We start from the raw sequence: 20,932 nt of genomic DNA, 5'->3' as shown, positions 1-20,932 counted from the left end.
AAAGAGGACAAAGAAACGGAACACTAAAAACGGAATACTGATCGTTATTTGTTCTTGTCTTTTCTCTTTTTGTCTCTGGTTTTTAGCATGTTTCTGTTTACAGAACCGTGTGTTTTTTTCTTGGTAACACCAGGTCCTCCCAAATTGACTTTCTTATTCTTTTTACTTTTCTCTTGAAAAGCACCATCTCCGTCAAGTTTCTGTTTTTTCATCATAAACTTAATCGGTTGTCTGTCTTTTTCAGGCTCGATTAATTTGGATGAAACTTCAACGCTTTCCGGGAAAGGCTCAATCGCCAATTCCATATTCATAAGTACTTCGACCTCTACTTTAAATTCTTCTTCACGAGGTGCGATAAAACTTATGGCGGTTCCTGAAGCATCAGCACGACCGGTTCTACCAATTCTGTGCATATACAATTCAGGCATTTCGGGCATTTCAAAATTGATAACGTGGGTAATATTCGAAATGTCTAAGCCTCTAGCCATAATATCAGTGGTAATCAGACCACGTAAATTTCCTTCTTGGAAGGACGCCATCGTGCTCAAACGATAATTTTGTGATTTATTAGAGTGAATTACTCCAAACTGACTATCAAAATCTTCTTCGATTCGCTCGAGAACCATATCCGAAATCTTTTTATTATTGACAAATACCAGAACACGACTCATATCCTCGTTATTTTGCAACAGGTGTTTTAGAAGGTTTATTTTGGTATTGAAATTAGGAACCTTGTAAGATAATTGTTTGATGTTTTCTAATGGAGTTCCTGATGCCGAAAGTGTAACTTCTTCTGGATAATCAAAATAATCATTCAAAATTGCATCTACTTCATCGGTCATTGTAGCGGAAAAAAGAATGTTTTGACGTTTTTTAGGCATCATCGCCAAGATAGCTGTCAGTTGGGTACGAAATCCTAAATTAAGCATTTCATCAAACTCATCTATGACCAGCTTTTGCATTTCTTCAAAACGAATTACATTGTCCAGCGTTAAGTCCATGATTCTTCCCGGAGTTCCCACCAGTATGTCGCAACCTTGATAAACAGTCGTTTTTTGAGTATTAATATTGACACCACCAAAAATCCCAATAGTTCGAACCGACATGTATTTTGTCAGTTTTTCTACTTCCTCAACTACCTGAACCACAAGTTCGCGAGTAGGTACCAGAATAACTATTTTTGGAGTATGTCCGGGTGTGAATTTATATAATTTTAATAAAGGCAATAGGTAAGCAAATGTTTTACCGGTACCCGTTTGAGCGATTCCCATCATATCTCTTCCGGACATTATCACAGAAAAGGTTTTTTCTTGAATAGGAGTGGGTGTTGTAAATCCTAAATCGTCGATCGCTTTTTGTACGGATTTAGGAAGGTTGAATTGCTCAAAAGTAGTCATTTGCTTAAATTTTTTGCAAAGATAGTCTTTTTGAAAGTAAAACTATAAAATCTACTGTATTCAAGGAACGGGCAATTTGTTTTGCATTATTTTATTTGAATTTTAAATCCCACGAAAGAGCTAATGAATAAATCCAAAAGAAATTCCCTTGGTCAAATATTATTTCCTGGTGTGAAACCGCAAATTGTGCACCCCAGGCGTTTTGTTTATTTGCAGAAGTAAAATAATAGCCCAGATTGATTCTCTGAGATTCCAAATCAACAAATTTGGCTGCATTTTCATTGATATTAAATTGATTAATTTCCGGTGAAAAACCCACACTGACAGCTACGCCTAAATAATTATCAGCATCACTTCGGTATTTTCGATAGGTTAAAGTCCCGGATTTGCTAATTCCTGCTTCTCCGGGAGTAAAGTAGGGACGGAACGATAAATAACTATTTCCGGTGTACCAGCCTATTGATCCAGTGTAGATATTGGTGGTAGTATTGTACTTCAAGGTCCGGAATCCCAATGAAACTTCGAAGCTTTTAGGCAACGATTTGAATAATTCAGCACCATATTTTACGTCAGGAAACAGAAAAGTATTAGCAATACCAACATTTACATAGGCGTACAGTCCTTTTGCAATTTTTGGGTACAAATCCACTTCATATTGCAATCCATTTTCGTTAAATCTCCTATTGAAATTTACTCTTCCTATAATACTTCCATATTTTGTTTGTCTCCTGTACGTCAACGCATAATACTGCATTGGGTCAAAAACATCGGAATAAATATCCACTGAAGAGGTTATTCCAATCGCATTTCGGCTCAAGCCATTGTTTAACGTCGCTTTATAATCTTTGGCTTTCTGGTCGTCAGGATTTTGATCCAACACGAATTGAATCGTACTTAATGCTTCTAATGGATTATTTGTATTTTCTTGCGCACTTGCTTTCAATAACAATAACTCGGAGTCATTAGGGAACGTTTTTAACGCGTTATTGGTCATTTCTATTGCTGCATACGGCAAGTCACCCCACAATTCATTTTTTATGGCTGCCATCCAAATAGTTTTATTCTCTTTGTCTTTCTCCAGAACATAATTAAATTCTTTTCTTGCTTTTTTATATTCACCGTCCCAAGAGTATGTCGTTGCCAAAAATGATCTTACGTCATGGTAATCAGGATATTTTGTCAGGATAAATAATAAGGTGTCCTGCGCTTGTTTCCGCTTAAGGTTGAATGCTAGATTACGAGCATTTTCGAAAGAAGCATCCGGATCACCATCAAATTTAATTTCTTGTCCGGACACTTGAAAGCTGCCAAAAAATACGAACATAAAAGTTAATTTTATAATTATTTTTGCCATCATTTTTTTAAGGAATTTTTAAAATTTGAGTATTCTTTATTTTTAGGATATAGCACCAATAGGCTATCCATCATTTTGTTTGAATCTTTATAATTCTGCATTCTATTGTATGCCTGAGCCAATTTATAACCCAGTTCGGCATCATTTATTTGATTGCTTAATGCTTGTTTGCCAATAGCCACTGCTTTTTTATTTTGGTTTGACCACCAATACACATCAATCAGCGCTAAATAGGAATCACCAAAAAAAGGGGTTCTGTTGATTACTTCCAACAATTCTTTTTCCGCATTTTTATAATCGCCATCCCAAGCTAATATTCGCCCTTTCAGAGTTCTGACGTCGCCATAATTAGGAAGGTCATTCAGAACATAATTGCATAATAATCGTGCTTTTTCGCGCTCTTTTTTGAATGCTAAATCTCGTGCTAAAAAGAAAATGCGGTCGTGATCCAGTCCTTTTGTTAATTTCTTAATGGTCGAAAATTCTTCAGCAGTAAAAGTATATGTCGGTTTCTTATACCCTGAAACAGCGTTGGTGATTTTATTTTTTGTTGTCAAATAAGCATTTAATTTTTTAAAATCCGTGAAAGAGCTACTTACCGTTTCCGTCATGTCGTTGTCCGTTTCACTCAGATTGAAATTTTCATCAATTTTAAACAAAGTCCCATCAGAATAGAAATAATCTTTATAAATATAATCATTGATGCTTCCTTTGTATCGCATCAAAGGAATATTGTGAATATTTCTAAATTGTCTCACAGTGTCGAGTCCCTTACTAAGCCAGGTTGTTTTTTCTAATACATTGAATTTGTGATTATTTGTTAAGAAAGAAACTAAACTTGGCGTTACATCACTGTGTGAAGAAATAGATTTGAATTTTGCCGTTTTCTTCAGCATCGGGCTATAAATGTAAAAAGGAACATGAAAACGGGATAAATTATCTTTTTGCGGTACCGGAATTAGCCTGTGATCACCTGTAATTATAAAAATGGTATTTACATAATCAGGTCTTTTAGAATAGGCTTCCATGAAATTTTGGATAGAATTGTCCGTGTACAACAAACAGGCAAATATGTCTTTGTATTCATTTAGTTTGTTTTTCTCAAAATATGATTTGTTTTTTAAAATGTGTTCCACTTTTTCTAAATACACTTTTTTAGAAGGGAAATCAAAAGGTTCGTGATTGGTGAGCGTCATTATAATATCCAGCCTAGGTTGCTTGCTACCTTTTAACTCAGTTAATGCTTTACGATATATTTCAGCGTCGGGATAACCCCATGAAAATCCACCGGCATTTTCTTTTGTTTTAACGAATCCGGGGCCAAATTTATTGATATCTATTATTTTATCGATACCATTGTATTCTAAGAAATTACTTTTTCTGTCAAAACTGGATTCATCACCACAAAAGTAATTGGTAGTGTATCCGTTTGATTTCAGTATACTGATAAGTGAATTGTGTTTTGGTAACGGATTTAATTCCATAAAGCCATTTTCGCCAAAAGGCAACGAACCTAATAACGAGGGCAGTGCGCCAAATGTTCGACCAGAAGTACTTACGAAATTCTCCCAATAAAGGGATTTCGAAGTCAACGAATCCAAGTACGGCGTGAAACCTTTGTACTCACCGTCATCCGTAAAATCACTACCAAGTCCTTCGACAATTATAAAAACAACATTTGGTTTTTCTTTGCTGATGTTGAAAAATGGCGCCAGAACATCTTTAGTGTTTTCTGAAGATTGTTCTAAAGGGTATTCTTTTCTAAAAGTGGTATTGTCCTGAGTAGCCAAAGATTTATCATTTTCAGCACGAATGATGTCACTTAACAAGAAATTCAATTTGTTTTGAGTAGCAGGTTTACCGCTTCCGGCAAGTACTAAATTTAAACTTCCAAAAAAGAATACAGCTACAAGTAAAATTTTAGAGTTGATTTTATGTCCAAAAAAATGCAACAACCAGTTCATTCCCAAATAAATAACAGGCAAAATTATCAACGGTAAAAATAGAAGGAATGAAATGGATATAGATGCAGTAACAGTAGTGTAGATATCACGCAAAGAATACCCTAAAAGATCTGCACCAAGATTAATATGAGTGGTTAGGCTGTATCCTATTAGTCCAAGTTGAATGAGCGCAATAATAGAGAATAATATTTTGATGACAATTATTCCCACAGAATTTTTAATGTGTTTTAAAACTAAATACAACGGAAAAAACAACAATCCAATTAACATACCAGTGAAAAAATCATTTAATATTCTATATGCGAATGACAGTTTATCAAAATTTTTGATTACTTCAATAAAACTTAACAGGCAAAAAACAAGGATTAACGAAACCGTTGCATATAGGTATTCTAAAATGTCTTTATAAGTAAATTTCATTTTCATTGATCTGTGGTTTATTATTTTATCCTTTCGTCATTCCTTTTCGGGTCATTTCTCCCCATTTCTTATTTTTGTTAAAATAGTAATCTATATTTCCTCGAATTGCGGCATATAATATAAAAGGATGAGTAACGATTGGTTCTAAAAAAGCAATCCGTAATAAGCGAAAACCCGTTCCTTTCTTTTTATACTGATGATAGGTTAATTCTTCAGTAACTAAAGCTATCAGCGAAAAGAAAACGGTAAATAAATAGGCTAAAGTAATAAAGGCAATTGAATAATCCCATCGTACTAGATTCAGCAAAATAAGAATTCCAAAATAAAACAGACCAACCACTTCAATTACCGGTGCCAATCTTTCGAAAAAAAACCAATATGGATAACTCAGCATTCCCAGCGCTTTATATTTTGGATTAAAGCCAATTTTACGATGTCTTCTTAAGGTTTCAATAGTTCCGCGCGTCCATCTGTTTCTTTGGGAAATAAATATTTTATAATTATCAGGAGCTTCGGTCCAGCACAACGGATCAGGAATATACGCTACTTTATATTTTTTTTTCAGCTCCTCCATGTGGCCTCTCATTCTCACCACAAGCTCCATATCTTCTCCTACAGTTTTAGTGTCGTAACCGCCAACCCTAATTGCGATTTTTTTATCAAAAAGACCAAAAGCTCCAGAAATAACTAACAAACCATTGAGTCTGCTCCAAGCCATTCTTCCTAATAAAAAAGCACGAATGTATTCTAGAATTTGTCCTTGCTCTAATAGTTTTTTAGGAAAATTAACGTCATGTAATTTACCGTCGATGACAACACAGGAATTCGAAATTCTGATCACTCCACCGGCAGCAATAACTCTCCTGTCAGTGGTCTCCAGAAATGGCTTTATCATTTTTTGAAGAGAATCTTCTAATAATAAGCAATCTACATCGATACAAGCTACATATTTACTGTTGCTTATATTAAGTCCCATATTCAAAGCATCAGATTTTCCTCCGTTTTCTTTATCAACGATAATGAGTTTTTCAAATGCGGGATTTATTGATTTGTAAATTCCTTTTCTAAGGGGTTTGGTCGGAATTTGTTCGTTGATGAGATAATCTACCAGTACCAAATCATAAACTTCAATCAGTTTTTCCAAGCTATCATCTTTACTTCCGTCGTTTACTATGATTACGTTGTAATTTACATAGTGATTAGACAATAAGGAACGCACGTTTTCAACAATATTTAAGCTTTCATTATACGCCGGTGCGATGATAGAAATAGAAGGTGAAATGTTTGAGGACATTATTTCTTTGTAATTGACAAAACTGTTTTTTCTTTTGTATTCAACCGTCTCCACACCAGAAATGGCGGCAAGTAAAAGATAAGATCCTATTGCCGCAATGCTGTAAATAAAAAATAAATAATGAATTACCTCAAGAATAATTTGATATGTAGTTACACCCATCTTTAATTGTTTTCTATAAAATTAACAATTCTCAAAAATTTTGGCTCTGAAGATTCGAATTTAATAAGATTGAATCTTTCTCTGTTAAGTACTTTTAAAATTTTTAAAGTAGAAACTTTAATTTCAAAAATTTCGTGATGGATGTATTTCACTACAAAAGATTCATCCGTTTGTTCATACAAATCCTCCATCATTTTAAAAAATGCAATTTGTTCCTCCGGACTGCGTTCTTCTATATTATTTTTCAAAATTTCTTTGGCTTCCAAAGCATTCAAATAACTTAATACATGTATTGCCTCCAGTCTGATTTTTTTATTAATGTGGTACAGCAAAATAATCAGTTCATCTTTTGCCTCGAACTGATTGTAAATTTTTGCAAGTTTTAAAGCAAAAATGATAACGGAATCATTATCGGAATTCAACCAAGATTTAATATTAGAAATATTTTGGTTTTCCATTCGTTGCAATACTTCTAATAATTGAATCTGGTCCCACTCTGATAATTGCGTTTCTAAAATATCTAAAAAATCAAGTCCTTCAAAATAAAATAAATTGACCATGTACAATTGCATTTCTTTTCGGACTTCTTTTCTGTGATGATTGATGTGAACAATAACTTCATCATGTGCTTCCTTGACATGAAATTGCTTTAGTTCGCGAATTCCTTTAGCTATGACGTACCATTTTTTATGTTTTAATCGTGATAAAGCAAAATTGACAAGACCGGTATGAAAGTACAGTTTCTGAATAGATTCAGCAATTTCCCCTGAAACTTCATTTTTTAATTTTAACAAAACAGCAATTAAAATTTTTCGTCTGAAAGGGTCTGGAATACATTCTTTTAATTGATTAATAATTACTTTTTGCTCTGCGCTTATCTCCTCTTCGTCATTTCCAGAATACAAATATTTAATAAGAGACGATTCGTAATCATTCTCAAATTCAGCAGTCACTCTCTCTTTTTTTCTTAAATGTCCTCTCAAAAATTTTAGATAAAGAATCAATGGAGTGAGAATTATAAAAAACACACCACTAATGCTCCATGCTACTTGAATAATAGATGGCGATTCATGAAAATAATCAATCAAATAGTAATTTGTATCCATAGTGTAATATCTGGCAATTTAAATTATTACGGCAGTAATCTTTTTATTCTAATGACCAGTTCATTAGGGCTTAAAGGTTTACTCATAAAATCAGTAACACCTAAATCAAATGCTTTAAGGACTATTTCCTCTTGACCGGCTGATGAAAAAACAATAATAGGAGTTTGCATGTTCAGTTTATTTCTTACATGACTAATGACTTCTAATCCGCTGATGAAAGGCATCATAATATCGGTCAAAATTAATTCTGGACTGTGTTCTTCAATTAATTCAATTGCTTCTTTGCCATTTACAGCGGTCAGAATTTTATAACCTTCTTTTTCTAACCTAAATTTTAACAACAACAAAAAAATAGAATTATCTTCTGCTAAGACAATTTTTTTGGCATCAATCATGGTACATTAATTTTAATTCTGGTAAAAATGTATACGACTGCTGCTTTAAAATTAATTGGTAGAAATTTATGACTTCTGCAATTTTATTTCGTAGTTTTTCTCTGAGTAATTTTTTTGTCATAAAGTGAATCTCTAATTTATTCTACTTGGGAATGCCAAATAGGAATGATTGGTCTAATACCTATCATTTATATTTACGAAAAGTCATCAACAATGGTTTCTGACTTATGTTAATTTAATGAAGTTATTTAGAACTTGGTGATTTTAGTAAATTATCAAAGTACGTAAACAAAGATTATACCCATTGTGATGAAAGCTTATTTGTAATTTTTGTTACAAACTAATACAATCTATGTTAAGAAAGACTTGTTTTGACGAGATCATTAAATATGTCTTTGTTGCCAAATCCATTATTTTTTAGATTTAGCAACAGATGGAAGCTGGGAAAGATAAAAAGCAAGTTGTGTTTTATAAAATGCCGAATCAAATCACTTGGTAATTTGAGTTTACAAAAAGAATTATTGGGAAAATTAAATTCAGTTTTTAAATTTTTTAGGCTATTGAAAAATATTAATTCAGCTCGGAAAATAATGTTGACTTCAATATTATCTCGCAGCAAAACATTCAAGTAGGTTTTCATGTTTTTGTTCAGTTTAAGTTCAATTTTTGTAAAGGCATTTGTCGTAAATAAAATAGCGGGAACTGTTCTCAAACAACTTTCGGTTTAAATATATAAATAAAAATTACACAAACAATAAAATACCGTTTCAGGAAGTCAAAATCCTTCGAAAACCCCTAATCCAAATAAAGCAAAATCGTACTTTACGGGATCTTTTGCATCAAATTCACGAAGTTTTAAATCCAATTCTGACAAAGCTTTGCCGTCATTTTGTTTTCGTGTCAATATTGCTAATTTGCGTGCCACATTTCCGGAATGTACGTCCAAAGGGCAAGATAATGAAGCTGTTGAAATACTTTTCCAAATTCCTAAATCGACTCCTTTGTTGTCTTGGCGAATCATCCAACGAAGATACATGTTGATTCTTTTTGCTGCCGAATTATTCAGCGGATCCGAAATATGTTTTTGGGTTCTGTACTGGTGTGGAACTTCGAAGAATATTTTCTTGAATTCATGGATGCTTTTTTGCATTGAATGGGTTTCCTGATGTTTGCTGAACACCGCTTCTAAACCGCCGTGATTGGTGTAGATGTGCTGTATACTTCTAATAAAACAGGCAAAATCGATTCCGTTGAACGTGCGATGTACAAAAGTTTCCAATCGTTCCAAATCATTTTCGGTGTGCGACATGACAAAATCAAACGGGGCGTTTCCCATTAAATCCATCATACGATGTGAATTACTTATGATCATCTTGCGATTTCCCCAAGCAATAGTGGCACTGAGAAAACCGGCAATTTCAATGTCTTCTTTTAGTGAGAATAAATGTGGAATTTGTACCGGATCACTTTCTATGAAGTCGGGTGTGTTGTATTGCAAGACTTTTTCGTCGAGAAAATCTTTAAGTTCTGATGGATTCATTATTGATGATGACTTATGATACTAATTTTTTTTAGGAAGTACAGCTTGTTCTTGCAAGGTTTAGCCCAGATAGAAACGGCATCCTTTTTATTTTTTCTTTAAAAATAAAAAGATATAGTGAATAGCTGGAAATAGCTCCTAATTACTAATTAATCCGTCAACCATTATTAGTTTTCTATCGGCCATATTGGCTAAATCTTCATTATGAGTAACAATGACAAAGGTTTGTCCCAATTCATCTCGCAGTTTGAAAAATAATTGATGCAGGTTCTCAGCGGAAGCCGTGTCGAGATTTCCGGAAGGCTCATCAGCAAAAATGATGGCTGGTTTATTAATCAGCGCTCTGGCCACCGCCACACGTTGTTGTTCCCCACCAGAAAGTTCATTTGGTTTGTGGTTCATTCGATGTGAAAGGCCAAGATATGTCAATAATTTTTTGGCTTCGACCTCAGTTTCCTCTTTGGATTTATTAGCAATAAATGCAGGAATACATACATTTTCCAGTGCGGTAAATTCAGGCAATAATTGATGGAATTGAAATATAAAACCTAAATTTAGGTTCCTGAATTTAGATAAGTTTTTGTCATTCATGGTCAGAATGTCTTCATTGTTGATGCGCAATTCGATTCCGTTTTCAACGGTTGGCTTGTCTAAAGTACCGAGAATTTGCAAAAGTGTCGTTTTCCCGGCACCGGAAGCACCTACTATGGAAACAATTTCTCCCTTTTGAATATGCAAATCTACTCCTTTTAATACGTGAAGTTGATCATAATATTTATGTAGATTTTTTGCTTGGATCATTTTAAAACTGTTTTGACAAAGAAACAAAGATTTTAGTGATTATTGAAAGCATCATAGTAAATTTTGATTTGACAAAGTATAAACTTTAGTTAAGAGGGAATATTCGAAGGATTTTAATGAATAACTTTGACTTTAAATCATATATAATGAAAAAAATAATTGGGTTTTTTTTGGCGCTGTTGCCTTTTTCATTTTGTGCAAAAGAAAAGAATGTTATTTTGCCTAAAAGCATAGAAACTAAAAATATGGAAATACAAAACGAAATTGAAGTTGCAACCTTTGCGGGAGGTTGTTTTTGGTGTACTGAAGCAGTTTTTTTAGAACTGGACGGTGTTAGTAAAGTGGTTTCAGGATACATTGGAGGAAACACGTTAAATCCTACGTATCAGGAAATTGGTACTGGAGAAACCGGCCATGCTGAGGCGATTGAGATTACATTTGATCCTAATAAAATCAGTTTTGGTGAGCTTTTGGAAATATTTTTTGCCACACACGATCCCACGACATTGAACCGTCAGGGGAATGATGTAGGGACACAATACCGCAGTGAAATTTTTTACCATAATCCTTTCCAGAAACAAATGTCCGAAGATTATATGGCTTTAATGACTACTGAAAATACGTTTGGCAAACCAATTGTTACCAAAGTTTCTCCAGCCCCCAAGTTTTATGTTGCGGAAAATTACCACCAAAACTATTACAATCAGAACAAAACGCAGGGATATTGCAGCTATGTTATCACGCCCAAAATTGATAAGTTGAAAAAATTATATCAAGCTAAGCTAAAAAAATAATTGGCATTAGATTTGTAAGTAGTTTGAAAATAATAATCAAAATACCATGACAGAACAAGTGTCCGTTATTGCAGTAAATAACAAAACTAGAGATTTGGTGTTGGGAATTCTGTTTGATTCCATTGGAATGCTTTCATTTACCGTCCCCTTAATCGGTGAATTTTCAGATGTAATTTGGGCTCCTTTAGCCGGTTTTTTGATGACTTGGATGTATAAAGGAATAATAGGTCGAGTGGGAGGAGTAGTGACATTTCTGGAAGAAATTTTACCATTTTCGGATTTTATACCAACGTTTACCTTAACCTGGATTTATAATTATGTAATTAAAAACAAAAATGCCTCGTAATTCGAGGCATTTTTAGTTAGTCGTTAAAAAGAAATCCTAATCCCATGCGTTTCAGCATTTTTTTTTCGAAAGCCCAAAAGAATTTGAACTGTCCAAATAAAAAACCAATTAGAACCAAAAGTACTTGATAGATTGGGAAAATTAAAATTAATCTGATAGGAGTGAACCAATAGCTTAAATCTTCTTTTGTAATTCCAAGCCAAAAACAAAACGGTTTTGAAAGCCATGCCGATGCCGATCCGGTTATTGCAAAAACAATAAATATAAGGGTAAGTTGAAAATTAGTTTCAATTCCCCATCGCTGTTTAAGTTTGTTCATTTTTATTTATAATGAATACAAATATAGCAACATTATCTGATGGGGACAAAACCAAAAAGTTTTTGTTTGTACGTGTTTTGAAAATAAATCATATAATTGTATATCAAATAATTTACCTCGTACCCATAATCAATATTAGGGTCATAATTGATTGTCATTTCGTACAAATTGGGATCATATCGTTGCGGTTGCAACACCCGACTGTTCCATTCACTCACATAAAACTGGTTTTTGTTTTCAAAAAAAGATTGAGAATGATATTGTCGTGGGAATGCTCTTGAATTGAGCCAGGTATTAAAACCGGGATCAATAATAATCACTTCATATTCCAGTTTGTCATTGGCAATTCTTACCGTATCGCCTTGAGCCGCAACTGATTTTTCAGTATTTGGAAAAGCAGACTTTGAGGTAGTACAGCCCAAAAGCAAACAAAAAATGACAATTATTATATAGTAGCTATTCTTCATGATAATAAAATTGAATTATAAAGTTACATAAAACAAATCATTGATTGGTATACTGTTAAGTAAAAAAAGAGGCTGTTTTTATCAAACAGCCTCTCATTAAATATTTAAGAAGGAAAAATTAACCTAATATACTAATAATTTGTGAGGCTAATTCAGTACCAATTCTATCTTGGGCTTCTCCTGTTGCCGCTCCAATGTGTGGAGTCAACGAGATTTTATGATTCATCAAAATAGCCATTTCAGGAGTTGGTTCGTTTTCAAAAACATCTAGTCCAGCAAATAATACTTTTCCGCTGTCTAATGCTTTTACTAATGCAACTTCGTCAATAACGCCGCCACGAGCGCAGTTTACAATACCTACACCGTCTTTCATTATAGCCAATTCTTTTTCTCCAATGATGTAACCATCTTGTGCAGGAACGTGTAACGTAATGAAATCAGCTTCTTTGAATAAAGATTCCAATGATTGAGAGACGATATTTGTTGTGATGGATTGTCCGTCAAAAAATTCAACTTTAACATCAACTTGCGGGATAAAACTATCGGCAGCAATAACTTTCATTCCTAATCCTAACGCCATTTTAGCGGTAGCTTGACCAATACGGCCAATTCCAACAATTCCAAGTGTTTTTCCTCTTAATTCGATTCCGTTTGCGTATGCTTTCTTCAAACCATCAAAGTTGGTATCTCCTTCAAGCGGCATGTTTCTGTTCGAATCATGTAAAAAACGAGCACCAGAAAATAAGTGTGCAAAAACTAATTCTGCAACTGATCCTGAGGATGAAGCTAGAGTGTTTATTACGTGAATCCCTTTGCTTTTCGCATAATCCACATCAATATTATCCATTCCTACACCGCCACGACCTATAATTTTCAATCCTGGGCAAGCATCAATGATATCTTTACGAACTTTAGTCGCACTACGAACCAAAACTACGCTTACATTATTTTCATTAACAAAATTAGCCACCTGTTCTTGCGCTACTTTAGTCGTTATAACTTCAAATCCACCTTTTTCTAAAGCTAATATTCCACTTTTAGAAATTCCGTCATTGGCTAATACTTTCATTTTTTATGTCATTGCGAGGAAAGAAGCAATCTAGTCCTCATATTATTTTTATTTTATTTTTCTGGAGCTATTTCCCGCTATCCGTTACAATCTTTCTAGTCCTGAACTTGTTTCAGGATCCTGAAACAAGTTCAGGACTAGAAAGGATTTTCACTGCTATCAGGGCTAGGAATCCAGAATTCAATTGCTATTTTGTATAACTGAAAAGTGCGGCTAAAAACTAGACTTTGGCTTCCAATTCTTTCATTACATCCACTAACACCTGAACACTTTCTAACGGAAGCGCATTATACATAGAAGCTCTGTAACCACCTACTGAACGGTGCCCCGGTAATCCAGATATTCCCGCTGCTTTCCACATTGTATCAAATGTCTCTGCATGCGCTTCGTCATTCAATAAAAAAGTAGCATTCATGTTCGAACGATCTTCAACAGCTGCAGCTCCTTTGAATAATGGGTTTCTGTCAATTTCTCCATAAAGCAATGCCGCTTTAGCATTGTTTATTTTTTCAATAGCAGCAATTCCACCAAGGTTTTTCAACCATTGTAGCGTCAATAAAGATGCGTAAACAGGGAAAACAGGCGGTGTATTGTACATGCTTTCGGCTTTGATATGTTTGGCGTAATCCAGCATACTTGGGATTATTCTACCATTTTTACCTAAAATTTCTTCTTTTACAACAATCAAAGTAGTTCCTGCGGGACCCATATTTTTTTGTGCTCCTGCATAAATCAAATCAAATTTAGAAAAATCCAATTCTCTTGAAAAAATATCAGAACTCATATCGCATACAAGTGGCATATCAACTGATGGAAATTCTTTCATTTGCGTTCCAAAAATAGTGTTATTACTGGTGCAATGGAAATAATCAGCATCTGCTGATATTGTATATCCTTTTGGAATATGATTGTAATTTTGTTCTTTTGAGGAAGCGACAACAACTGTATCTCCAAAAAGTTTTGCTTCTTTTATAGCTGCTGCTGCCCAAGTTCCTGTATCAAGATAAGCCGCTTTTCCGCCTTCACTCATCAAGTTATAAGGAACCATTAAAAATTCTAAACTTGCTCCGCCAGCAAGAAATAATGCTTGATATCCTTTGCCTTCGAGACCTAAAAGTTCAAGAACGATGGCTCTCGCTTCATCCATTACCGCAACGAAGTCTTTGCTTCTGTGCGAAATTTCTAAAAGTGATAATCCGGAATCGTTAAAATTTAAAATTGCTTGTGCTGATTTTTCAAAAACTTCTTGCGGTAAAATACAAGGTCCTGCGCTGTAGTTGTGTTTTTTCATGGTGTAGTTTATGTCCAAAAAATTAAAATGCAAATTTCGACAATAGGAGTTTAAAAAGCGTTAATTTATTCGGAATAATTGAACTTTTTTTGGCTATATCGTTAACATAAATGAAATTGTATCTGTGTTATCTGCGTAATTCCATAATCGGGGATTTTGAGTTTGTCCAAATGCCACGCTGTTTTCTATAGTTTCATCAGCAACAATACATTGTAACAGTTCATTTTCAGACTTTAATCTCATTTTTAATTCATTTAGATCATCGTAAAACTCATAAAAAACACTCGAAATAGGCGAGGCATGACTTTGATCTTCTTTTAAAGTCAGAAATCCATTATCCAATAATTTAAAATTACTCATCAGGAAAACGGCTTTGTTGTAATCGTAATTGTTAGCGTATTTTTCGTAATGAATTACGTCTTGGTAGGCAAATATCGCTTCAAAAAAAGGAACAAAGGAATATCCTTTCGGCACAAAAAGTTTAGAAACATTGCGGCAACCTAATCCAAAATAGCGAAAAATATCTTCGCCCAAAGCAGTAAGTTGTTCTTTGGTTTCATTTGCGGTCAAAACCGCTACTGAATTTCTGCTTTTTCGAATAATGGAAGGTTTGTCTTTAAAATAATATTCAAAGTAACGAGCTGTGTTGTTACTTCCTGTAGCTATTACGGCATCAAAATTTTCTAATTTTCCATCTACGAAAGTGATAGTATTAGCAAATTCAGGATTAACCGCAATAATGTATTTCGCTAAAAAAGGCAATAAATGCTGATCGTTTGATGATGTTTTTACCAGCACATTATTTCCTGTAATCAAAACCGAAAGGAAATCGTGAAAACCTACCAAAGGAATATTACCGGCAAGAATCAACGCGACATTTTTAGGCTCTCGGATCGGAATTGTGTAGCTTGAAAGCCATTTATTCAGATTCTCTTCTGTTAAAGCTTCTGCCCAAGAATGTATAGAGAAATAGACGTTTTCAGGAGTGTACCAGCCATTGTGCGATTGTGATAAATGTATTAATTCAACAAAAGCATCAAAAAACGTTTCGTTGCGCAAAACGGCCGGATTTTTTAAAGTGTTATTTTCAGAAAACTGACTTAAAAATTTTCCTAATTCAACAAAAACACTTTTTTTTGTTTCTAATGTCATAATGTTTGCTTATGAATAGTTTTGATTGTAATTTTGCACAAAAATAAGCTATAAAACGTATAGTTAAAAGATTAAAAGAGGAAAGATATGAGAATCTTAAATCCAAAATCTTATTTCCTTAATCCTAAATTAAAAAGATGGCAATTATAATTACAGACGAATGTATCAATTGTGGTGCTTGTGAACCCGAGTGCCCAAATACAGCAATATACGAAGGAGCGGACGATTGGAGATATAAAGACGGAACAAAACTAAAAGGGAAAGTGATTTTACCTGATGGAACCGAAATTGATTCTGATGAAGCTCAAACTCCCATTTCTGATGAAGTGTATTATATTGTACCGGGAAAATGTACTGAATGTAAAGGTTTTCATGATGAGCCACAATGTGCGGCTGTATGTCCTGTAGATTGTTGTATTCCGGATGACAATCACGTCGAAAGCGAAGAAACGTTACTGAATAGACAAGCGTTTTTACACAACGAATAAAATAGTATTCGGCATTAAATCAAACCAAGAATCCTGAGTGCTACGCTCGGGGTTTTTTGTTTTGTTTTTGTAGTGTGACCATACTACGCGGATCGTTAGCATATATTTTCCGTCAATAATAGCGGTTAGTAAGTATTCAATTTTGGGAGAGTAAGCGAAATAAAAAAAGGGCTGTAATTGACAGCCCTTTTATAATCATTGGATAATTGAATTAGAAATTAAATCCCAATCGAGCGTAATAATAGGCACCACTGAATCCCATTTGTACTGAATCCCAATATCCTCCTGCTTCAGTATTTCCTTGCTCATCTTGTTTGTCAGGGTAAATATTGAAGAGGTTATTGCTTCCAATGCTTAATTTTAATTGCTTCGATAATTTGTAGCCTAAAGTTAAATCAGTAATCGTTTTTGCGTTGTATACGTCATCTTCATCAGCATAATCCACAAGAACTACTTTACTAAAATGGGTGAAAGCTAAACCAGCATCGAATTTATTTTTAGAATAATTAAGATTTAAGCCAAATTTACTTTTTGGCGCTGAAGCCAATAAGAACGCTTTTTCACGTTTTCCAAAAAAAGTACCTTCGTCTAAACTTCCGTTTTTCACATTGTCAATTTTCATGTCATTGATATTTCCAACCAACGTCGCTCCCAATTTTGAATCGCCAAATGTTTTTTTCCATGCAAAAACTAAATCTAAACCAGCTGTTCTTGTATCAACACCATTGGTAAAAAATTGGGCAGCTGAAACACCAAGATTTAGTTGGCTTGCATCAAAATAGCCAGTTAAAACAATTCTGTCTTTTACCTTAATATAATATCCATCGACTGTAGCTGTAAAATCTCCAAAATTTGAAGTAAAACCTAATGATGCATTAACTGCTTTTTCCTCATTTAATTTCCCGATTCCAAATGCTTGCGTTACAGGGCTATTGTTTGGTGAGAGTAGCACTTCTGTTGCTCCTCCGGCATTAAAATTAGTAAAACGTAAGTTGTAGTAAATTTGTGCCAATGAAGGTGCTCTAAATCCTGTGCTTAACGAACCTCTAAAATTAATGTTTTTCGAAGCTTTAAGTCTAGTCGCTATTTTTCCATTAACAGTACTTCCAAAATCACTGTAGTTTTCAAAACGAACCGCTGCACTTACTAAAAAACTATCCGTTATATCAAATTCTGTATCCGTATATAAAGACAAGTTCGTACGACTTTTATCAACGACATTTGCGGGACTATATCCCGGAAACCCTTGAGAACCTCCTGGTCTTGGCTCTCCAGAAATAGGATCGATTGGAGCAGATTGAGTTGCAGGATTAGTTATAGGAAATCCATTGGTGTCATAAGTAGCGTAAGAACCTTGTTCTCCGGCAAAAATGTTGAATTTTTCAGTTCTGAATTCTGCTCCAAATGCAAGATTCATTCCTGATAAAACGGAACTGTAGTTTTTTGAAAAATCAAAATTAGTTGTGTTTTGGCTCAAACTATGCCCTCCGGCATCAAATTCTGTTGGAGAAGCATCTTCCAATGAAGCATTGATAGTTCCTTTGATGAAATAATGGAAAAGGTTTTTTCCAAATGTATTGCTAATGTCTATTTTCCAACCACTTGCCGTTTCAGTTCTAAAACCTGCAGCAATAGAGTTGTCAATAATATTTGACGTAATTCTAGGGGTGTAACCTCCAGGATATACGGATTCTACTACTCTTTCACCATCATTTCTTGTAAAAGCATATGCATCCGTATCTCTATAGTTTCTTCCGCCAAAAGCGTAAAATTCAGTTTTATCGGATACGGGAATAGCCATGTTTCCAAAAAAATTGAATCCTTGAATTTCTGCTTCACCAAAACCTTTTCTGAAATCATATCCAGGTCGCAAGGTTTTATTTTTACTTAAATATTCTGTGGTAAAATTAGCAAAACCGCCTTTTTCTCCAATCGCAACACCATAATTAGCTGCTACTTTTATAGAACCACCATCAAAACTTTTATTTTTGCCTTTAGAATTACCGAAACCATTTTGGTCTAATCGATTGCCATCTGTATTAGCGGTTCCCGGAAGAAAATCTCCTTTTGCATTTGTATTATAGGCACCGTAAGTTACGGCACCAGTTAATTCATTTACATTGTCATTCATAACAATATTGATCACTCCTGCTATAGCGTCAGATCCATATTGTGCAGCAGCACCATCTCTCAAAATTTCAATTCTTTTTATTGAAGATGCCGGAATCGCATTCAAATCTGTTCCGGTATTTCCCCTTCCACGAGTTCCAAAAAGATTAACAAGAGACGATTGGTGTCTTCTTTTTCCGTTTATCAAAACGAGCGTTTGATCAGGGCCTAAACCTCTTAGTGAAGCGGGGTCAACATGATCTGCACCGTCAGAACCTGATTGTTTGTTCGCATTGAATGAAGGTGCAACATATTGGAGTAATTCATTAATTTCTAATTTTCCGCTTTGTGTCGTTACGTCTCTTACGTTAATGATATCAATGGGGACCGCTGAATTTACCACCGTTCTTTTTGAGTTTCTGGAACCCACAATTACAATATCTTTCAGGACTTCTCCGCCCTCTTCTGATAAAACAACCTTGATAAAAGTGCCTGTAACCAATTTTTCGATAGTAGAGAATCCTACATAACTAAAAACTAAAGTGGCACCTTCTTTCACTTTTATTTTATATCCTCCATCGCTGTCGGTGGAAACCCCGTTGTTCGTTCCTTTCTCGATAATGTTAACACCTGGTAATCCAGCACCAGTATTATCTTGTACTACACCCGAAACTTCCTTTTGGGCAAAAAGAAGCGTGACGTTTAATAGGAATAATAATAATATAAATTTTTTCATAATAAGATGTGTTTAGTCCTTTGTTTAGTTTTAAATTATTCGCAATATAATTTTTTTTAACAAAATATTAGAACATAATTTATTTTTTTTTTAAAAATGTATGATACCTGTTTAAACTGCGATTTTTATCAATTTAAATATTATTAAAATCTTATCTTTGCAAACTTTTGAGCGACCGCTGAATTCACAAATAGCGTGTGATACGTAAAAAAAGTTTCGTAAGATCTGTTGCGAAATAACAACAGGTTTACGACAAAATATTCCATTAAAAATAAAATATTATCCACATATGAAAGCAGGAATTGTAGGATTACCAAATGTTGGAAAATCAACATTATTCAATTGTTTATCCAATGCAAAAGCGCAGAGTGCCAACTTTCCTTTTTGTACTATTGAGCCGAATATAGGTGTTGTAAATGTACCAGATCCGAGAATTGAAAAATTAGAAGAATTGGTGAAACCGGAACGCGTTCAAATGGCAACGGTTGATATCGTTGATATCGCAGGATTGGTAAAAGGTGCCAGTAAAGGAGAAGGATTAGGAAATCAATTTCTTGGAAACATCAGAGAATGTAATGCCATTATTCACGTTTTGCGTTGTTTTGACAACGATAATATCGTACACGTTGACGGAAATGTAAATCCAATTCGTGATAAAGAAACGATTGATATCGAATTGCAGTTGAAGGACTTAGAAAACGTTGAAAAACGTCTGGAAAAAGTAAATCGTGCCGCAAAAACAGGCAACAAAGAAGCGCAAACCGAAAAAGCACTTTTAGACCGAATCAGAGAGACGTTACTTCAGGCAAAATCTGCCAGAACGGTAACTCCTCAAAATAATGATGAGGAAATTTTGATGGAAGGGTTTCAATTGATTACGGCAAAACCAGTATTATATGTTTGTAATGTGGATGAAAACTCAGCTGTTAGCGGAAATAAATATGTGGACCAAGTTCGGGAGTTGGTAAAAGATGAAGATGCCGAAGTGATTATCCTTTCGGTTGGTGCTGAAGCTGATATTACCGAATTAGAAAGTTACGAAGAGCGTCAGGTTTTCTTAGAAGACATGGGTTTGACGGAGCCTGGAGCGTCAGTTCTTATTCGTGCAGCCTATAAATTATTGAAGCAACAAACCTATTTTACAGCAGGTGTGAAAGAAGTTCGTGCTTGGACTATTGATATTGGATCCACTGCTCCACAAGCCGCAGGAGTGATTCACACTGATTTCGAAAAAGGATTTATTCGTGCCGAAGTTATTGCGTATGAAGATTTCGTTCAATATGGTTCAGAAGCTAAATGTAAAGAAGCCGGGAAATTTAAAGTAGAGGGAAAAGAATATGTCGTAAAAGACGGAGATGTAATGCATTTTAGATTTAACGTGTAGTCATTGCGAGGATCGAAGCAATCACATTAAATAAATTTAGAAACCTGCAAGAGTAATTTTGCAGGTTTTTTTTTTGTACCTGATCCAGCTTTCCACTTCAAACGAAGTTCACTGAACTCCAATTAAAATATAAGTTTAGTGAAGTAATATTTTTCTGGCAATCTCTTTTTTCTAAGACAAAAAGGAGCTTCCTTTGGTCGCTCTTTTTTATCAAGAAAAAATAAGATTGTTCTGCAAAATGCTTTCCGTTTCACTCTGGGGTAAAATTAATCTGTGAAAAATGACGTTTGGTTTTTTATTTTCATAATCTGTGAATCAGTAGGTAATTTTTTTGTGGCAGAGCC

18 protein-coding genes are annotated in these 20,932 nt (G+C 34.4%); 4 read left to right on the top strand and 14 right to left on the bottom strand.

All coding sequences use genetic code 11. The annotated features are described in order from the left end of the window. Positions 1–44: 44 nt before the first annotated feature. The 8 genes from ACP7AV_RS11605 to ACP7AV_RS11570 form a co-directional block, all read right to left on the bottom strand. The gene (locus ACP7AV_RS11605; RefSeq protein WP_426092079.1) at positions 45–1,397 is read right to left on the bottom strand and encodes a DEAD/DEAH box helicase; all 1,353 of its coding nucleotides are present in this window, start codon (positions 1,395–1,397) and stop codon (positions 45–47) included. A 91-nt stretch (positions 1,398–1,488) separates the two neighbouring features. After that, positions 1,489–2,721 (bottom strand): YaiO family outer membrane beta-barrel protein, encoded by a 1,233-nt coding sequence (locus ACP7AV_RS11600; protein WP_426092078.1) that lies wholly within the window; start codon positions 2,719–2,721, stop codon positions 1,489–1,491. Positions 2,722–2,750: 29 nt separating this feature from the next. Continuing rightward, positions 2,751–5,141, bottom strand: a complete 2,391-nt coding sequence (locus tag ACP7AV_RS11595; RefSeq protein WP_426092077.1) for a sulfatase-like hydrolase/transferase — start codon at positions 5,139–5,141, stop codon at positions 2,751–2,753. Positions 5,142–5,160: 19 nt separating this feature from the next. Next, positions 5,161–6,591, bottom strand: coding sequence for a glycosyltransferase family 2 protein (locus ACP7AV_RS11590; RefSeq protein ID WP_426064806.1), 1,431 nt, complete (start codon positions 6,589–6,591; stop codon positions 5,161–5,163). Positions 6,592–6,593: 2 nt separating this feature from the next. Next, complete coding sequence (locus ACP7AV_RS11585; RefSeq protein WP_426092076.1) at positions 6,594–7,697, bottom strand: hypothetical protein; 1,104 nt, start codon at positions 7,695–7,697, stop codon at positions 6,594–6,596. Between the two features lie 26 nt (positions 7,698–7,723). Continuing rightward, positions 7,724–8,092, bottom strand: a complete 369-nt coding sequence (locus ACP7AV_RS11580) for a response regulator transcription factor (protein WP_426092075.1) — start codon at positions 8,090–8,092, stop codon at positions 7,724–7,726. Positions 8,093–8,867: 775 nt separating this feature from the next. Then, positions 8,868–9,632 (bottom strand): TIGR02757 family protein, encoded by a 765-nt coding sequence (locus ACP7AV_RS11575; RefSeq protein WP_426092074.1) that lies wholly within the window; start codon positions 9,630–9,632, stop codon positions 8,868–8,870. A 138-nt stretch (positions 9,633–9,770) separates the two neighbouring features. Next, positions 9,771–10,433, bottom strand: coding sequence for an ABC transporter ATP-binding protein (locus ACP7AV_RS11570; RefSeq protein WP_426064812.1), 663 nt, complete (start codon positions 10,431–10,433; stop codon positions 9,771–9,773). Between the two features lie 245 nt (positions 10,434–10,678). Between ACP7AV_RS11570 and msrA the strand changes: the two genes are divergently transcribed. Beyond that, positions 10,679–11,227, top strand: coding sequence for a peptide-methionine (S)-S-oxide reductase MsrA (msrA, locus tag ACP7AV_RS11565; RefSeq protein ID WP_426092138.1), 549 nt, complete (start codon positions 10,679–10,681; stop codon positions 11,225–11,227). Positions 11,228–11,273: 46 nt separating this feature from the next. Beyond that, positions 11,274–11,573: a hypothetical protein gene (locus ACP7AV_RS11560; protein WP_426092073.1), complete on the top strand. Its 300-nt coding sequence runs from the start codon at positions 11,274–11,276 to the stop codon at positions 11,571–11,573. A 16-nt stretch (positions 11,574–11,589) separates the two neighbouring features. On the opposite strand, the gene ACP7AV_RS11555 is transcribed toward ACP7AV_RS11560, so the two are convergent. From ACP7AV_RS11555 to ACP7AV_RS11535, 5 genes are all read right to left on the bottom strand, one after another. Next, positions 11,590–11,892 (bottom strand): DUF6787 family protein, encoded by a 303-nt coding sequence (locus ACP7AV_RS11555; RefSeq protein ID WP_426092072.1) that lies wholly within the window; start codon positions 11,890–11,892, stop codon positions 11,590–11,592. Between the two features lie 32 nt (positions 11,893–11,924). Further along, positions 11,925–12,359: a DUF6146 family protein gene (locus tag ACP7AV_RS11550; RefSeq protein ID WP_426064816.1), complete on the bottom strand. Its 435-nt coding sequence runs from the start codon at positions 12,357–12,359 to the stop codon at positions 11,925–11,927. Positions 12,360–12,477: 118 nt separating this feature from the next. Next, positions 12,478–13,428, bottom strand: a complete 951-nt coding sequence (locus tag ACP7AV_RS11545) for a D-2-hydroxyacid dehydrogenase (RefSeq protein WP_426092071.1) — start codon at positions 13,426–13,428, stop codon at positions 12,478–12,480. A gap of 220 nt (positions 13,429–13,648) precedes the next feature. Beyond that, positions 13,649–14,719: a 3-phosphoserine/phosphohydroxythreonine transaminase gene (serC, locus tag ACP7AV_RS11540; protein WP_426092070.1), complete on the bottom strand. Its 1,071-nt coding sequence runs from the start codon at positions 14,717–14,719 to the stop codon at positions 13,649–13,651. Positions 14,720–14,812: 93 nt separating this feature from the next. Next, entirely contained in the window at positions 14,813–15,871 is a 1,059-nt protein-coding gene (locus ACP7AV_RS11535; RefSeq protein WP_426092069.1) for an acyl-CoA reductase, read from the bottom strand. A gap of 137 nt (positions 15,872–16,008) precedes the next feature. On the opposite strand from ACP7AV_RS11535, the gene ACP7AV_RS11530 reads away from it, so the two are divergent. Then, positions 16,009–16,359: a 4Fe-4S dicluster domain-containing protein gene (locus ACP7AV_RS11530; protein ID WP_091171992.1), complete on the top strand. Its 351-nt coding sequence runs from the start codon at positions 16,009–16,011 to the stop codon at positions 16,357–16,359. A 211-nt stretch (positions 16,360–16,570) separates the two neighbouring features. Here ACP7AV_RS11530 and ACP7AV_RS11525 read toward each other — a convergent pair whose 3' ends face one another. Beyond that, the gene (locus ACP7AV_RS11525) at positions 16,571–19,204 is read right to left on the bottom strand and encodes a TonB-dependent receptor (protein ID WP_426092068.1); all 2,634 of its coding nucleotides are present in this window, start codon (positions 19,202–19,204) and stop codon (positions 16,571–16,573) included. A gap of 289 nt (positions 19,205–19,493) precedes the next feature. Here ACP7AV_RS11525 and ychF point away from each other — a divergent pair, with 289 nt between their 5' ends. Further along, positions 19,494–20,588 carry a redox-regulated ATPase YchF gene (gene ychF, locus ACP7AV_RS11520; protein WP_426064822.1) on the top strand — a complete coding sequence of 365 codons (1,095 nt, stop codon included), beginning with the start codon at positions 19,494–19,496 and terminating at the stop codon, positions 20,586–20,588. Positions 20,589–20,932: the final 344 nt, after the last annotated feature.

Origin of the sequence: Flavobacterium sp. DSR3-2 (genome assembly GCF_049896525.1) — a bacterium.
Taxonomy (GTDB): Bacteria; Bacteroidota; Bacteroidia; order Flavobacteriales; family Flavobacteriaceae; genus Flavobacterium.
The sequence above is the reverse complement of the archived record's forward strand: the minus strand, read 5'-3'. Positions and strand labels throughout refer to the sequence as shown.

Coding starts and splice junctions, on each gene's coding strand:
- ACP7AV_RS11605 (WP_426092079.1), bottom strand. CDS start 1,397: ATGACTACTTTTGAGCAATTCAACCTTCCTAAATCCGTACAAAAAGCG.
- ACP7AV_RS11600 (WP_426092078.1), bottom strand. CDS start 2,721: ATGTTCGTATTTTTTGGCAGCTTTCAAGTGTCCGGACAAGAAATTAAA.
- ACP7AV_RS11595 (WP_426092077.1), bottom strand. CDS start 5,141: ATGAAAATGAAATTTACTTATAAAGACATTTTAGAATACCTATATGCA.
- ACP7AV_RS11590 (WP_426064806.1), bottom strand. CDS start 6,591: ATGGGTGTAACTACATATCAAATTATTCTTGAGGTAATTCATTATTTA.
- ACP7AV_RS11585 (WP_426092076.1), bottom strand. CDS start 7,697: ATGGATACAAATTACTATTTGATTGATTATTTTCATGAATCGCCATCT.
- ACP7AV_RS11580 (WP_426092075.1), bottom strand. CDS start 8,092: ATGATTGATGCCAAAAAAATTGTCTTAGCAGAAGATAATTCTATTTTT.
- ACP7AV_RS11575 (WP_426092074.1), bottom strand. CDS start 9,632: ATGAATCCATCAGAACTTAAAGATTTTCTCGACGAAAAAGTCTTGCAA.
- ACP7AV_RS11570 (WP_426064812.1), bottom strand. CDS start 10,433: ATGATCCAAGCAAAAAATCTACATAAATATTATGATCAACTTCACGTA.
- msrA (WP_426092138.1), top strand. CDS start 10,679: ATGGAAATACAAAACGAAATTGAAGTTGCAACCTTTGCGGGAGGTTGT.
- ACP7AV_RS11560 (WP_426092073.1), top strand. CDS start 11,274: ATGACAGAACAAGTGTCCGTTATTGCAGTAAATAACAAAACTAGAGAT.
- ACP7AV_RS11555 (WP_426092072.1), bottom strand. CDS start 11,892: ATGAACAAACTTAAACAGCGATGGGGAATTGAAACTAATTTTCAACTT.
- ACP7AV_RS11550 (WP_426064816.1), bottom strand. CDS start 12,359: ATGAAGAATAGCTACTATATAATAATTGTCATTTTTTGTTTGCTTTTG.
- ACP7AV_RS11545 (WP_426092071.1), bottom strand. CDS start 13,428: ATGAAAGTATTAGCCAATGACGGAATTTCTAAAAGTGGAATATTAGCT.
- serC (WP_426092070.1), bottom strand. CDS start 14,719: ATGAAAAAACACAACTACAGCGCAGGACCTTGTATTTTACCGCAAGAA.
- ACP7AV_RS11535 (WP_426092069.1), bottom strand. CDS start 15,871: ATGACATTAGAAACAAAAAAAAGTGTTTTTGTTGAATTAGGAAAATTT.
- ACP7AV_RS11530 (WP_091171992.1), top strand. CDS start 16,009: ATGGCAATTATAATTACAGACGAATGTATCAATTGTGGTGCTTGTGAA.
- ACP7AV_RS11525 (WP_426092068.1), bottom strand. CDS start 19,204: ATGAAAAAATTTATATTATTATTATTCCTATTAAACGTCACGCTTCTT.
- ychF (WP_426064822.1), top strand. CDS start 19,494: ATGAAAGCAGGAATTGTAGGATTACCAAATGTTGGAAAATCAACATTA.